At 72.1% G+C, this 14840-nt stretch carries 13 protein-coding genes; 4 read left to right on the top strand and 9 right to left on the bottom strand.

Annotated features, from left to right (window positions below; genetic code table 11):
- Window positions 1-24: 24 nt before the first annotated feature.
- Window positions 25-906 carry a MurR/RpiR family transcriptional regulator gene (locus tag ACBJ59_RS11785; RefSeq protein ID WP_375110181.1) on the top strand — a complete coding sequence of 294 codons (882 nt, stop codon included), beginning with the start codon at window positions 25-27 and terminating at the stop codon, window positions 904-906.
- Window positions 907-924: 18 nt separating this feature from the next.
- On the opposite strand, the gene ACBJ59_RS11790 is transcribed toward ACBJ59_RS11785, so the two are convergent.
- Window positions 925-1782 carry a hypothetical protein gene (locus tag ACBJ59_RS11790; protein WP_375110182.1) on the bottom strand — a complete coding sequence of 286 codons (858 nt, stop codon included), beginning with the start codon at window positions 1780-1782 and terminating at the stop codon, window positions 925-927.
- A gap of 159 nt (window positions 1783-1941) precedes the next feature.
- On the opposite strand from ACBJ59_RS11790, the gene ACBJ59_RS11795 reads away from it, so the two are divergent.
- Entirely contained in the window at window positions 1942-2835 is an 894-nt protein-coding gene (locus ACBJ59_RS11795; protein ID WP_375110183.1) for a sulfotransferase, read from the top strand.
- A 91-nt stretch (window positions 2836-2926) separates the two neighbouring features.
- Entirely contained in the window at window positions 2927-4564 is a 1638-nt protein-coding gene (locus ACBJ59_RS11800) for an arylsulfatase (protein WP_375110184.1), read from the top strand.
- Between the two features lie 17 nt (window positions 4565-4581).
- On the opposite strand, the gene ACBJ59_RS11805 is transcribed toward ACBJ59_RS11800, so the two are convergent.
- Window positions 4582-5712, bottom strand: a complete 1131-nt coding sequence (locus ACBJ59_RS11805; protein WP_375110224.1) for an Ig-like domain-containing protein — start codon at window positions 5710-5712, stop codon at window positions 4582-4584.
- A 204-nt stretch (window positions 5713-5916) separates the two neighbouring features.
- On the opposite strand from ACBJ59_RS11805, the gene ACBJ59_RS11810 reads away from it, so the two are divergent.
- Window positions 5917-6435 carry a peptidoglycan recognition family protein gene (locus tag ACBJ59_RS11810; RefSeq protein ID WP_364116674.1) on the top strand — a complete coding sequence of 173 codons (519 nt, stop codon included), beginning with the start codon at window positions 5917-5919 and terminating at the stop codon, window positions 6433-6435.
- 8 nt (window positions 6436-6443) lie between these two features.
- On the opposite strand, the gene ACBJ59_RS11815 is transcribed toward ACBJ59_RS11810, so the two are convergent.
- The 7 genes from ACBJ59_RS11815 to ACBJ59_RS11845 form a co-directional block, all read right to left on the bottom strand.
- Window positions 6444-6980: an NUDIX hydrolase family protein gene (locus tag ACBJ59_RS11815; RefSeq protein ID WP_364116676.1), complete on the bottom strand. Its 537-nt coding sequence runs from the start codon at window positions 6978-6980 to the stop codon at window positions 6444-6446.
- Window positions 6981-7004: 24 nt separating this feature from the next.
- On the bottom strand, window positions 7005-7133 hold the full coding sequence (locus ACBJ59_RS11820) for a hypothetical protein (RefSeq protein ID WP_375110185.1): 129 nt from the start codon (window positions 7131-7133) through the stop codon (window positions 7005-7007).
- Entirely contained in the window at window positions 7130-8131 is a 1002-nt protein-coding gene (gene nrfD / locus ACBJ59_RS11825; protein WP_375110186.1) for an NrfD/PsrC family molybdoenzyme membrane anchor subunit, read from the bottom strand. The genes ACBJ59_RS11820 and nrfD overlap by 4 nt, the downstream gene beginning before the upstream one ends.
- Window positions 8132-8204: 73 nt before the next feature.
- Entirely contained in the window at window positions 8205-9044 is an 840-nt protein-coding gene (locus ACBJ59_RS11830) for a 4Fe-4S dicluster domain-containing protein (protein ID WP_375110187.1), read from the bottom strand.
- Window positions 9045-9047: 3 nt separating this feature from the next.
- A complete protein-coding gene (gene fdh / locus ACBJ59_RS11835) occupies window positions 9048-12275 on the bottom strand; it encodes a formate dehydrogenase (RefSeq protein ID WP_375110188.1) in 3228 nt (1075 codons plus the stop codon).
- Window positions 12276-12338: 63 nt separating this feature from the next.
- Window positions 12339-13751, bottom strand: coding sequence for a rhamnulokinase family protein (locus tag ACBJ59_RS11840; RefSeq protein WP_375110189.1), 1413 nt, complete (start codon window positions 13749-13751; stop codon window positions 12339-12341).
- Entirely contained in the window at window positions 13748-14749 is a 1002-nt protein-coding gene (locus ACBJ59_RS11845; RefSeq protein WP_375110190.1) for a LacI family DNA-binding transcriptional regulator, read from the bottom strand. Before ACBJ59_RS11845 ends, ACBJ59_RS11840 begins: the two co-directional genes overlap by 4 nt.
- Window positions 14750-14840: the final 91 nt, after the last annotated feature.

Here is a 14840-nt window from a genome sequence, read left to right on the forward strand (position 1 = left end):
TTCCATCAACCGGGATGGGTGACGATGGCCGAGGACGCCGAGACCCTGCTGATCCGCATCCGTGCCGCCATGCCCGCGCTGCGGCCGTCGGAGCGGCGCATCGCCGAGGTGTTCACCGGCGATCCGGCCGCGGTGGCGAACCTGTCCATCGCCGAGCTGGCCGCCCGCTGCGAGACCTCCACGACGTCGGTGGTGCGCTTCTACCGGCGCATGGGCTACGCCCACTACATGGACTTCAGGATCGACCTGACCAGGGCGGTGGCCAGGGAGGAGCACGCCAGGTCGAGCCTGCCCGAGGTGTCGGGCGACATCGACCGGAACGACAGCCTGGAGGGCATCGTCTCCAAGGTCGCGATGAACGAGACGCTGTCCATCGCCGACACGGCCCGCTCGCTGGACATGGAGGCGCTGGGCGAGGCGGTGCTGCTGCTGCTGGCCGCCCGCCGGATCGACACCTTCGGCGTGGGGGCGAGCGCGCTGGTGGGGCTCGACCTGCAGCAGAAGCTGTCGCGCATCGGGCGTACCGCGATCAACTGGCACGACTCCCACTCGGCCTGGACCTCGGCGGCCACGCTGAAGTACGGCTGCGTGGCGGTGGCCGTCTCGCACACCGGGGCCACCGTGGACACGGTCGAGTTCCTGTCCATCGCCCGCAAGTCGGGGGCCGCGACGGTCGCGATCACGAACTTCAGCGACTCGCCGCTGGCCCGCACGGCCGACGTGACGCTCACGACCGCCGCGCGGGAGACCAAGTTCCGCTCGGGCGCGCTGGGCAGCCGCATCGCCCAGCTCATGGTCGTGGACTGCCTGTTCACGGCGGTCGCGCAGGCCTCCTACGACGAGTCGATGGAGGCGCTGCGCAACACGTACGCGGTCGTGCACGACCGCGTCGTCAAGCGGATCTAGCCGTGTTCCGGTCGCGCTCTAGGCGGGGCGCTGGACCGTCTCGCAGTCCACGCTGACGTTGTCGCCCGCCCCGGGGTCGGCGAGCGCCAGGTCGGTGCCCTCGCCGCAGGACGACAGGTGATCGGAGACGTTGTCCCGCAGGTCGATCACGTCGTTGCCGCGGCCCGCCGACAGGGTGTCCCGGCCGTTGCCGCCGGTGAGCCTGTTGTTCTGCGCGTCGCCGGTCAGCGTGTCGCCGAAGGAGCCGCCGACCAGGTTCTCGGTCTGGACGTTGTCCTTGTCGGCTGGGCGGGAACCGTCGGCCTCGCGCCCGTCGTTTCCGGCGAAGTCCAGGCTCACCCGGACGCCGGTGGTCCCGTTCGGGCCGGTGGCCGGCACGCCGGAGTAGTCCGCGGTGTCCTCGCCGGCGCCGCCGGCATACAAGATCTGGCTGGTCGCCGCGCCCACGGTGCCCTTGGACCGGCTGGGACGGAAGACGTCGTCGCCGCCGTCACCTTCGACGGTGCCCGCCAGCGGGACCTGCGTGACGAACCTGTCGGCGCCCTCGCCCAGCCGGGCGGCGATCCTGGTGATGCCGACGGAACAGCGCACGGTGGTGAGGTCGCCGGGGGCCGAGACGCAGCCGGCGCCGGGCGTGATGTTCACCGAGTCGCTGATCCGCAGCGCGTTGGTGCCCGACTCGAGCGTGATCAGGACGTTGTTGGCGTCGGCGGAGCCGGTGTAGTCGAGCTGTAACAGGCCGCCGGTCACCACCCGTACCGACGCGGACGAGGTGCCGGCCGCGGCGTGTCCGGTCGCGGGGAGCGCGGCGAGCGCTCCCACGGCGAGGCCGCCGAGTAGAGAAAGGTGCAGGGCTCGGCGCTTGAGCGTGCTCATGATTCCTCCTATGGAGAGGTTGAATGATTGACGGCTCCATAGTGGTGTGGAACTTTGTTCTGCTCTGCGTCTTTGTGCACGGATGATCTGTCTTCCTCGCAACATCTTCACAGCCGCGATTCACCTGGGGTTCACTGGCCCGCTCTACCTTGTAGGCCCATGAGCTGGAGGTACCGGGCCAACGCGACTCTTGAGGGCCTGACGGGATACACATTGACGCGGCGGCTGCGCAAGGAGCCCCCGAAACCGCCGCCACCGCCCAAGGTGCCGCTGGAGTTGCAGCGGCTGCCCGGGGACACGGTGCGGCCGCCCACGGACCCGGAGCACGACCGGCTGCTGCGCGAGCCCGTCTTCCTGCTGTCGTCGGTACGGTCGGGCTCCACGCTGCTGCGCGTCATGCTCAACAGCCACTCGCAGATCCACTCGCCGATCGAGACGCACTTCCGGCGGGTGACCGTCGGCCTGGGCACCGACCCCGTACGCCAGGCCATGGAGCTGCTCGGCCACAGCCACAGCGACATCGAGCACCTCGTGTGGGACCGGCTGCTGCACCGCGAGCTGACCCGCAGCGGCAAGCCGATCATGGCCGAGAAGACGCCCAGCAACGTCTTCGCCTGGCGGCGCATCTCGACCTGCTGGCCGGACGCGCGCTTCGTCTTCCTGCTGCGCCACCCGATGTCGATCGTGCAGTCCTGGCACGAGGCCGACCCGGTCAAGCGGCCCATGGAGGAGGCCGTGCCGCGCACGCTGAGCTACATGACCTACCTGGAGGAGGCGCGTACCCACCTGGAGGGCCTGACCCTGCGCTACGAGGAGCTGGTCGCCGACCCCGAGGCCCAGCTGCGCAGGCTGTGCCTGTTCCTGGGCGTGGAGTTCGAGCCCGTCATGCTCAACTACGGCAAGAAGGACCACGGCGGCTTCGTCAAGGGCATCGGCGACTGGCGGGACAAGATCCGCACCGGCACGGTCGTCGCCGGGCGTCCCCTGCCCTCACCCGAGGAGATCCCCGCCGAGCTGCACGACATCTGCCGGACGTGGGACTATCTCCGGTGACAAGGGTCTCACCCCGGTGGTGGCCGGTATGTGACAGAGTTCGCTCGCGATTTGCCCGCCATTCGCCCGGGGCTCCGATATGTTGCCCTTCGTGATCAACGGGCCCTCTCGCCGAGCCTTATTCGCCGGTACCCTCGCCGGCCTCACCCTGCCCGCGGTAACCCCCGCGGGCGCCGAGGCCTCCGCCCGCGGCAACCTGCCCGCGCGGCCGAACATCCTGCTCATCCTGGCCGACGACCTGGGATGGGGTGAGATCGGCAGCAACGGGCAGCGCATGATCCGGACCCCGAACCTGGACCGGCTGGCGGCCGAGGGCGTGCAGTTCAAGGCCGCGTACGCGGGGGCGCCGCTCTGCGCGCCGTCGCGCTGCGCGCTGCTCACCGGGCTGCACGCCGGGCACAGCACCGTGCGGGAGAACCCGGAGGGCGGGCCGCAGCACGCGCTCACCGACGCCGACCTGACGTTCGCCGAGCTGCTGCGGCTGTCCGGCTACCGTACGGCCTGCATCGGCAAGTGGGGCTTCGGCCCCGAGGAGCCCGGCCAGGACTCCCACCCGAACGCGCGCGGCTTCGACGAGTTCTTCGGCTACATCGGCCACGCCCACGCCCACCATTACTTCCCGAAATACCTCTGGCACAACGGGAAGAAGGTGCAGCTCGACGGCACGTCGTACGCGCCGCACCTGTTCCGGCAGCGGGCCGTCGAGTTCATCAACGCCGACAGCGAGGACCCGTTCCTGCTGTACTACGCCAGCAACCTGCCCCACTCGCCGAGTGTGATCCCCGGCGACGCCGGCCCGTACGAGGACAAACCCTGGAGCGGCCCGAACCGCCGCCACGCCGCGCAGGTGGCCCGGCTCGACACCGACGTCGCCGCACTGGTCAGGGCGCTGCGCGACTCGGGCCGGGCCAAGGACACCCTCGTGCTGTTCACCAGCGACAACGGCCCGCACCGGGAGAAGGGCGTGACGCCCTGGCTGTTCGACTCCAACGGCCCTTTCCGTGCCGACAAGCGCGACGTGTACGAGGGCGGCATCCGCGTCCCGATGATCGCCTGGTCGCCCGGCCTGCGACCCCGGGTGGAGCGGCAGCCGGTGGCGTTCTGGGACGTCCTGCCGACGTTCGGGGACCTGGCCGGGGTGCCGCTGCCCGCGCACCTCGACGGCCGCTCCTTCCGCGGCCTGCTCACCGGCGAGGGCGCCCCCAAGCACGACCACCTGGTGTGGAACCGGCCGCGCAAGGCCCAGGCCATCCGCCGGGGCCGGTGGAAGGTGGTCAGGCTGGCGCCCAACATCGCCGGCGCCGGGCCCGAGGGCCGGGTCGAGCTGTACGACCTGCTCGACGACCCCGGGGAGCAGCGGGACCTGGCCGCCGCCCGGCCCGCCCTGACCCAGGAGCTGGTGGACCGGCTCGACCGCTCGATCGGGCCCGACCCGCGCATCCCGTACGGGCTGCGGACGGAGCTCCAGGGCGGCCAGGTCGTGGTGACCCTGCACAACGGCTCCTCCGTGCCCTGGCGCCGGGTTCAGCTCGGCCTCGACGGGCAACGCCGGACGCGGGCGCACACCGTCGAGCGGGTGGACCCGGGGACGGCCATCGCGGTCGGCTTCCCGGAGCCGTCCGGCCGCATCACGGCGCGGGCCGCCTTCGAGGCGGACGGCAGGTCGCACGTCTTCCGCCGGGCCCACACGGGCGGGGAGCGCCCGCTCACGCTGCGCTCCGTCGGCTGAACCGGGGCGTCAGGGGGTCATGCGCGTGACCCCCTGCGCCACTGCTTCCAGCTCATCTGCCAGAAGCCCCAGCCGTTGTCCCACTCCAGCCGCCGGTCCGTGCCGGTGATCTGCACCACGTCACCCCGCCTGGTGCGCTCGTAGAACCAGGCGGCGTGGCGCGGGCTGACGTTCACGCACCCGTGGCTGACGTTGGCCCGGCCCTGCGAGCCGACCGACCACGGCGCGCTGTGCACGAACTCGCCGCTGTCGGAGATCCGCACCGCGTCGTTCACCACGGTCTCGTAGTACCCCGCCTGGCCCGGCGCCCGGCCCGGGGAGGTCATGACCTCCGGGTCGGTCTTGGCCATGGTCAGGTGGACCCCGCTGGTCGTCGTGTACTCGCGGGTGGCGCCGTTGCCCGCGCTGATCGGGATCGTGCGCACCTTCTCGCCGTCCCGCCGGACGACCATGGTGTGCTCGTCCACGTCCACCGTGCTGATCCGGGCCGCGCCGATCTCGAACGTGGTGCGGTGCCCCTTGACGCCGTACACGTTCCTGCCGGCCCGTACCCCGGTCAGGCGGGCCTCGAAGGTCACCTTCTGGTGCGCCTTCCAGTACGTACGGGTGCGGTAGACCGCGGTCCGGTCGTCGAGCCAGCGCCAGGCGCCCTCGGACCGCTTGCCCGACTCGACCACCAGCGCCCGCTCGACGGCGGCCTTGTCGGCCACGTCCCGGTTGAACGTCACGATGATCGGCATCCCCACCCCGACCTTCTCGCCCCGCTCCGGCGTCACGTCCTCGACCTCGATCGTCCTGGCGGGCTTCAGCGTCCGGAACCGGCTGGTCGCGGTCGCCGCCGTGCCGCCCGCCCCGGTGGCCGCCGCGGCGACGGTGAAGGACCTGGCGGGGGCGAGCGCGCGGTCGGACGTCCACTCCGTACGGGCGGCGTTGAAGTGCCCCTTCACGCCCTTGACCGTGACCTCCGTGAGCGTCCCGCCCGACACCCGCACGGCGACGCCCCGCTCGGGCCGCACGTTCCGGCCGCCGTCGGCGGGCGTGATCTCGATCACCGGCGGCGCGGCCGCGGGCGGCGGCCCCGCGACGGGGACCGCGGGCGGCTTGCCGGGCCGGTCCAGGGCCAGGACCACCGCCGTGGTCAGCAGCATCACGGCAGTAAGGATCACGAAATATCGCAACAACCGGCGGATCATGACCAGAGCCTGGCGAGGGCCCTGTTTCCCCGGCGTTAGCGGCGGCTCGCATGGAAGCGTCACCCCGGCGGCACGTCACCCTAGTAACAACGAGTAATGACATCGCTACTGAAAGTTGACATTCTGATATCCAGGACATTCCTACGACGAGAGGAACGCATGAATCTGATCACCCGCTCGGAATGGCACGCGAAGAAGCCGTCGAGCGACTACACCCGCCTGTCGTCCACCCAAGGAGTCAAGATCCACTACACGGGTGGCAAGGTGCCGGCCGACCTCGCGGAGTCCGGCAACCACGACCGCTGCGTCGACCTGGTCCAGGACATCCAGCGCATGCACATGTCAGGGGGCCGCGGCGAGAGGTACATCGACCTGGGCTACAACATGGTGTGCTGCCCCCACGGGCGCACGTTCATGGGCCGCGGCCCCCACGCCCTCCCGGCCGCCAACGGCGCGGGCCTCAACTCCGACCATTACGCGGTTCTTGCCCTGGTCGGCAGTTCGGGGCTGACCGAGCCGAACGACGACCTGCTCAACGCCCTGGTCGACGCCATCGAATACCTGCGCGAGCACGGCGACGCCGGCCGCCAGGTCAAGGGGCACCGCGACGGCTACGACACCTCGTGCCCGGGCGACCCGCTCTACCGCTGGGTACGCGACGGGGCCGACCGGCCCTGACGGTCCCCTTAGAGCAGGCGCCCGACGTGGGCCAGCGCCTGCTTGAGCAGCACGCCCTGCCCACCGGCCATCTCCTCCTGCACCATCGGCGAGGCCGCCTCCTCCGGCGTGAACCACACCAGGTCGAGCGCGTCCTGCCGGGGCCGGCAGTCCCCGGCGACGGGCACGATGTAGGCCAGGGAGACGGCGTGCTGCCGCGGGTCGTGATAAGGGGTGACGCCCGGCGTGGGGAAATACTCGGCGACCGTGAACGGCTGCGGGGAGATGGGGATGCGGGGGAGCGCCACGGGGCCGAGGTCCTTCTCCAGGTGACGCATGAGCGCGTCGCGGATCCGCTCGTGGTGGAGCACCCGCCCCGAGACCAGCGCCCGGCTGACCGTGCCGTCCGACTGGATGCGCAGCAGCAGCCCGACGTGGGTGACCACGCCGGTGTCATCGGCCCGCACCGGCACGGCGTCGACATAGAGGATCGGCAGCCGGCCCCGCACCGACTCCAGTTCTTCCGGGGCGAGCCAGGCGGGCGTCGTTTCGGTCTTTTCGGTCATCTGCTGATCGTACGGCCCGGTGGGTCACCGGCGTACCGCGCTCCTGCCCAGTGAGATCGTGCCGGCTGTGGTCCGGCCCGCCAGCCAGGACGTCGTGCAGATGAACAGCACGATGCCCAGGAACGGCAGATATTCGAGGACTTTTCGCTTCATGTGAGGTCATGCTCCGATCTGCTCTTGACCAGCCGCCTGCGTTGCGGCTGCACGGTGTAGCGGGGGTCGTTCGCCGACTCCATCCCGGCCCGGAAGATCCCGAACCTGGTGCACGCCGACCCCGCCAGCAGGGCCGCGCCGGCCGCCATGGCCGCGATCCGGCTGCGCCGGCCCAGCGTCGCCCCGGTCAGCGCGCCCGCCAGGGACAGCGCCTCGCCCAGCCGCAGCAGCCTGCTGCGCTTCAGCGGCTCGGCCAGCGGCCCCAGCCGGCGCTCCATGCGGGTGGCGGCCGCGCACTCCACGGCCGCGCCCAGCAGCGCCGCCCGGCGCGCCGGGGCCGACTCCGACAGCGGCGCGGCCAGCATCCCGAGCCCGCCCGCCGCGGCCGCCGCCGACCCGGCGAACAGGAACGGCATCTCCCGGAACCCCTCGTGCCAGGCGGGCACGGCGGTGTCGCAGATCAGCGCGGCCGTGTACGTGGCCACCGCCGGCCCGGTCAGCCCGGCCCCCACGGTCGCGGCCCGCCCCAGGCCCGGGAACAGCCCGGTGACGCCGGTGGCCGCCGCGCAGGCGGCCTGCGGGGCGTACCCGCTGAGGATCCAGGTGCCGACGCTCATCGGCGAGGTCACCTTGAACACCCGCAACATGTTGAGGAAGCGCTCCGGCCGGCCCAGATCGTGGACCAGGCAGTAGAGCGAGCCGCCCACCGCGCCCAGCGCGCCGACCTTGGCCGCCCTGGCCAGGTGGGGCCGGCCGGTGAGCTCGGCGGCGGCGGCCAGCGTGGACGACGCGCCCGCCAGACCGCCCAGGAACAGGTAGCCGGCGATGTCGGGGGCCTGCCACGTCGGCTCGTTCAGCACCGGCCGGCCGTAGTAGGAGTCGAAGTCCGCCTTCGGCACCATCAGCCGCTCGCGCCTGCGGCCCGCCGAGCCCGGCGTCGCCTCGCGCTCGCCGCGCACCTCGGCCGAGCCGTCCAGCCGCACATCGGTCTGGCTCATCAGCGCCGCCGCCTTCCCTTCCCGTCCGTCCGGCTCATCAGCGCCGCCTCCCCCATCACGCTCGCCCGGTCCATCAGCGCCGCCCTCCCCGCACGTCCGAGCGGCCCTTCAGCGCCGTGGCCGCCACCCCCGCCAGCAGGGCGAGGGCCGCCACGCCCACGTGCCGCCACATCGACGGCAGGTCCCTGGTGGTCACCACCGGATCGGGCGGCAGGCCGTACACTTCAGGCTCGTCCAGCAGCAGGAAGAACGCGCCCGTGCCGCCCACCCCGTCGTCCGGGTCGTGGCCGTACAGGCGGGCCGAGCCCATCCCGGCCTCGCGCACCTGCGCCAGGCGGCGCTCGGCCCGCTCGCGCAGCTCGTCCAGGTCACCGAACTGGATGGAGTCCGTCGGGCACGTCTTGGCGCAGGCCGGCTCCTCGCCCGCGCCCAGGCGGTCGTAGCACATCGTGCACTTGGCCGCGGTGCCGCTGGTCTCCCGCTTGCCGATCACGCCGAACGGGCACGCGGGCACGCAGTAGCCGCAGCCGTTGCAGACGTCCTCCTGCACCACGACCGTGCCGTACTCGGTGCGGAACAGCGACCCGGTCGGGCACACGTCCAGGCAGGCCGCGTGCGTGCAGTGCTTGCACACGTCGGAGGCCATCAGCCAGCGGAAGTCCATGTCGCCGACCCCGGGCTCCTGGTGCCCGAGGGGCCGCCGCTGCTCGACGAACGCCACGTGCCGCCAGGTGTCGGCGCTCAGCCCCACGGTGTTGTCGTAGGACATGCCGGTGAAGTCGAGGCCGTCGTCGGGGACGTGGTTCCACTCCTTGCACGCCACCTCGCACGCCTTGCAGCCGATGCAGATGCTGGTGTCGGTGAAGAACCCCACCCGGCTCTCGCCGAGCTTCTCTTCCAGGTCGAATGCCACGGCTCACACCTCCATTCCGGTGTCGGCGCCCACGCCGGCGCGCCGCTGGTAGGACCTGACCAGCTCCGGCAGGGCGGGGCCGCGCGGCCGCCGCCCGGGGCGGATGTCCGCCGACAGGGCCTTGACCTCCTGGATGTGCGAGTTGGGGTCCAGCGAGATCGATGACAGCTCGTTCGCCGCGTCGCCCTTGGCCAGCCCGTTGGGGCCGTAGTGGAACGGCAGGCCGATCTGGTGCAGGACCCGCCCGTCCAGGTGCAGCGACGGGATCCGGTCGGTGACCATGACCCGGGCCTCGATGGCGTTGCGCGCCGTGATGATCGTGGCCCAGTCGCCGTGCACGAGCCCGCGCTCGGCCGCCAGCGCGGGCGAGACCTCGCAGAACATCTCCGGCTGCAGCTCGGCCAGGTAGGGGGTGAAGCGGCTCATGCCGCCCGCGGTGAAGTGCTCGGTCAGCCGGTACGTCGTCACCACGTACGGGTAGACCGACGCCCCCGGCTCCTCCCCGCTCGGCTGGTAGCGGTTGTTCTCGTGCGGATAGACCTTGCGCACCGGGTTGCGCTGGTGCCCGTAGAGCGGGTTGGCCACCGGCGAGTCCTGCGGCTCGTAGTGCGTGGGCAGCGGCCCGTCCACCACCCCCGCGGGCGCGAACAGCCAGCCCTTGCCGTCGGCCTGCATGATGAACGGGTCGATCCCCGACAGCGCCTCCACGCCCTGGGCCTCCGGCGGCGGCCGGTAACCGGGGCTCTTGTCCGTCTCGAAGTCGGGCACGTCGTGGCCGGTCCACCGGCCCGCGCTCTCGTCCCACCAGACCAGCCGCTTGCGCTCGCTCCACGGGCTGCCATCGGGCCTGGCCGAGGCCCGGTTGTACAGCACGCGCCGGTTGGCCGGCCACGCCCACGCCCATTCGGCGGCGATCCAGTCCTGCTCCGAGCCCGGTTTGCGGCGCGCGGCCTGGTTGACGCCGTCGGCGTAGACGCCGCTGTAGATCCAGCAGCCGCACGACGTGGAGCCGTCGGCCTTGAGCGCGGCGTAGCCCGGCAACGGCCGGCCCTCCGCGTCCCGGCCGTTGATCTCGGCCAGCACCGCCTCCGCCGACGGCTCCGCCGTCTCGCCGGCCACCGGGTAGTCCCAGGTGAGGTCCAGCACGGGCGCGTCCATCGGGTCCTGCGACCCGGCCAGCTTCTCCCGGATGATGCGGCCCAGGTGGTACATGAACCACAGGTCGCTGCGGGCGTCGCCGGCCGGCTCGACCGCCTGGTGGTGCCACTGGAGCCACCGGTTGGTGTTGGTGAAGCTGCCGCTCTTCTCGGTGTGGGCCGCCGCGGGCAGGAAGAACACCTCCGTGCCGATGTCGGCCGTGCGCAGCTCGCCCGACTCGATCTCGGGCCCGTCCTTCCACCAGGTGGCGCTCTCGATCAGGTTGAAGTCGCGCACCACCAGCCAGTCGAGGTTCGCCATGCCCAGGCGCTGCATCTTCGCGTTGGCCGAGCCGACCGCCGGGTTCTCGCCGAGCAGCAGGTAACCCTTGCAGACGCCCTCCATCTGCGCCATCACCGTGTCGTACGTGCTGTGCGAGCCCGTCAGCCGGGGCAGCCAGCCGAACCGGTAGTCGTTGTCCGCCTGCGCCGAGTCGCCCCACCACGCCTTGAGCAGGCTGATCAGGTAGGCGGGCATGTTCGCCCAGAAACCCTTGTGCGGCGCGTCGGCCAGCAGGAAGTCCCGCAGCCGCTCGTTCTCGTGCGCGTGCGGCATCGGGATGTAGCCGGGCAGCAGGTTGAACAGCGTCGGCACGTCGCTGGAGCCCTGGATGCTGGCGTGCCCGCGCAGCGCCTGGATGCCGCCGCCCGGGCGGCCGATGTTGCCGAGCAGCAACTGCAGGATGCTCGCCGCCCGGATGAACTGGGAGCCGTCGCTGTGCTGCGTCCAGCCCACCGCGTAGACGAACTCCGAGGTCTTCTCCGGCCCGGAGTTCTCCGTCAGGTGGCGGCACACCTCCTCGAACAGGTGCCTGGGCACCCCGCACACCCGCTCGACCATCTCCGGCGTGTAGCGCGCGTAGTGGCGGCGCAGCACCTGCAGCACGCAGCGCGGGTGCCGCAGCGTCTCGTCCCGCTCCGGCCGCCCGTCCAGCGGCACGCCGGTGCCGCCCTGTACCTCGCCGCGGCCCGGCGGCGTCTTGCCGGCCCGGCGCAGGAACTCCGCGTCGCGCTCGCCCGAGGAGGGCACCGCCGTCATCCCCTCGTACTGCCAGGAGTCCTGGTCGTACTTGCGGTTGTCCGGGTCGAAGCCGGAGAACACGCCGTCGAGGTCCTCGGCGTCGCGGTAGTCCTCGCGCAGGATGGTGGCCGCGTTGGTGTAGTTGACCACGTATTCGCGGAAGTACAGCTCGTTCTCCAGCACGTGGCTGATGATCGCGCCGAGGAAGGCCACGTCGGAGCCGGCGCGGATGGGCACGTGCACGTCGGCCAGCGCGCTCGTACGGGTGAAGCGGGGGTCCACGTGGATGATCACCGCGCCGCGCGCCTTGGCCTCCATCACCCACTGGAAGCCCACGGGATGGCACTCGGCGAAGTTCGAGCCCTGGATGACCACGCAGTCGGAGTGCTGCAGGTCCTGCATGAACGTGGTGGCGCCGCCCCGCCCGAACGACGTGCCCAGCCCCACCACGGTCGAGCTGTGGCAGACGCGGGCCTGGTTCTCGATCTGCACCACGCCCAGCGCCGTCAGCAGCTTCTTGATGAGGTAGTTCTCCTCGTTGTCCAGCGTGGCGCCGCCCAGGCTGGCGATGCCCATGGTCCGGGCGGTGCGCCGGCCGTCGCTCTCCCACTCCCAGGTCTCGCGCCTGGTCGCGATGATCCGGTCGGCGATCATGTCCATGGCCGTGGCCAGGTCGATCGCCTGCCAGTCGGCCGCGCCCGGCGGCCGGTAGAGCGCCTGGTGCCGGCGCTCGGAGCCGGTGGTGAGCTGCAGGGTGGCCGCGCCCTTCGGGCACAGCCGGCCGCGGCTGATGGGAGAGTCGGGGTCGCCCTCGATCTGGACGACCCGCTCATCCCGTACGTACACGTTCTGGCCGCAGCCCACCGCGCAGTACGGGCAGACCGACTTCACCACCCGGTCGGCCACGGCCGTACGGGCCCGAAGCGCCCCCGTCCTGGCCGACTTCGCCGCCGACCCCCGCGCCGTACGGTCCTCGCCGGTTAGCTGCCGCAGCAGCGGCCACGCGAAATCCATGACACCCCCCGATGCCCCACGGCCCGAGTCCTGCCCGGGCGGGACGGGGGGAAAACCGGCAGGTCAGAAGACGCGGGCGGCGGCCTCGTCCCAGGCGGCGCGGTCGCCGGAGGGCTCGTAGCGGCGCAGCGGCTCGGCCGAGGCGACCAGCGAGCGCATCTCGTCCAGGCCGGAGACCAGCCCGGCCGCCCGCGCCTGCACCAGCACGTTGCCGAACGTGGTCGCCTCCGCCGGGCCCGCCACCACCGGCAGCCCGCAGGCGTCGGCGGTGAACTGGCACAGCAGCTCGTTCCGCGACCCGCCGCCCACCAGGTGGACCACCTCGACGTCGCGCCCCGACAGCTCCATCGCCTGCCGCACGGCCAGCCGGTGCCCCAGCGCCAGGCTCTCCAGCACGCACCGCACGAAGGCGGCGGGGGAGGAGGGCGGGCGCTGGCCGGTGCGGCGGCACTCGGCGGCGATCCTGGCCGGCATGTCGCCCGGCGGCATGAACACCGGCTCGTCCGGGTTCACCACGGCGGCGAACGCCGGCTCGCCGGCCGCGGCCGCCAGCAGCTCGCCCAGGTCGGAGCCCGGCCAGGCGCGCAGGCACTCCTGCAGCAGCCACAGGCCCATGACGTTGCGCAGGTAGCGGACGGTGCCGTCGATGCCGGCCTCGTTGGTGAAGTTCGCGGCCCGGCTCCGCGGGGTCAGGACCGGCTCCGGCAGCTCCACCCCGGCCAGCGACCAGGTGCCGCACGAGACGTACGCGAAGGCGGGGCCCGAGGCGGGCACCGCGGCCACCGCCGAGGCCGTGTCGTGCGAGCCCACCGCCCGGACGGGCGCCGACCAGCCGATCTCCCCGGCCACGTCGCGCCGCAGGCCGCCGACCGCGTCGCCGGGCTGCCGCAGCCCGGGGAAGATCCCGGAGGGCAGGCCGAGCTGCTTGATCAGCGGTAACGCCCACGACCGGGTGCGCACGTCGAGCAGGCCCGTCGTCGAGGCGTTGGTCACCTCGGCGCCGACCTCGCCGGTCAGCCAGTAGCCGATCAGGTCGGGGATCAGCAACATCGTGGCCGCCCCGTCGAGCCGGTCGGCCAGCAGCTGGTAGATCGTGTTGAACGGCAGCACCTGCAGCCCGGACACGTCGTACAGGGTCTCCGCCCCGACCGCGTCCGCGACCTGCTCGGCCACGCCGCGCGTGCGGTCGTCGCGGTAGTGCACCGGGTTGCCCAGCATCGCGCCCGACTCGTCGAGCAGCGCGTAGTCCACCGCCCACGAGTCCACGCCGATGGAGGAGACCGGGCCGGCGGCGCGCAGGCCGGTCAGGATCTCCCGGTAGAGGCCGAGGACGTCCCAGTAGAGCCGGTCCGCCACGCGTACCGGGCCGTTCGGGAAGCGGTGCGCCTCGGCCAGGCTCAGCCCGTCGGACAGGTCGGCCAGCATCACCCGGCCACTGGAGGCGCCCAGGTCCACGGCGGCGAAACGGCGGCTCATTGCGTCGACTCCCTGGCGACGAGCTCCGGCTGGAACATGATGTGCTGGTGCGCGTGCGTCTCTGGATTGTCGCACTCGTCCAGCAGCAGCTCGGTGGCGATGCGGCCGAGCTGGTACGTGGGCTGGCGCATCGAGCTGAGCGACACGGTCGAGGCGGCGGCGAAGTCGATGTCGTCGTAGCCCATCAGCACCACGTCCTCCGGCACCCGGACCCCCGACCGCAGCAGCGCGCGCAGCACGCCGAGCGCGAGCAGGTCGTTGGCGCAGAAGACGGCCTCGGGCAGGCCGTGCGCGATCAGGTCGGCGGCGGCCTTCTCGCCCGCGCGGGCCGTCATCGTCGTGGCCTCGTACACGCGCAGGTCCTCGGGCTCCAGCCCGACGCCGCGCATCGCGGCCTTGGCGCCCTCGCGCCGCTCCACGCACTGCCTGATCGTCAGCGGGCCGGTCACGTAGGCCACGGTGCGCGCCCCCTTGGCCAGCAGGTGCGCGACCGCGGCCCGGCCGCCCGCCACGTCGTCCACGGCCACCGCGCACTGGTCGGGCCGGTGCGCGGGATGGTCCACCAGCACCACGCTGATGCCGTGCCCGCGCAGCCGGTCGAGCCTGGCCGGGTCCTCGCCGGACGGGGTGATCAGCACGCCGCGCACCCGGTGCTCGGCCAGCACGCGCAGGTTGCGGTCCTCCTTGTCCGGCGACCCGGCCGAGTTGCCCAGGATGACCGCGTAGCCCAGCTCGCTGGCCACGTCCTCGACGCCGGCGGCGACCTCGGTGAAGAACGGGTTGCCGATGTCGATCACGCTCAGGCCGATCGTCCTGCTGTGCCCGGCGCGCAGCGTCGAGGCCGAGCCGTGCCGGACGAACCCCAGCTCGCTGATGGCCGCCTCCACCCGCTCCCGCGTGGCGGGTGCGACCTTGCCCGGCCGGTTCAGTACGTTGGAGACCGTGCCTGGTGAGACGCCCGCGAAGGCGGCGACGTCCTTGATGCTGACCATGGCCATGGAGCCCAATTAAAACGTACTAACGAACCCTGCGCCAGTCGCGGCACCGGTAGGAACGCTGATTCCCGTTGACACCGCCGCGAAAGGGACC

Source organism: Nonomuraea sp. MTCD27 (assembly GCF_041950495.1).
In the GTDB taxonomy this organism is placed as follows: domain Bacteria; phylum Actinomycetota; class Actinomycetes; order Streptosporangiales; family Streptosporangiaceae; genus Nonomuraea.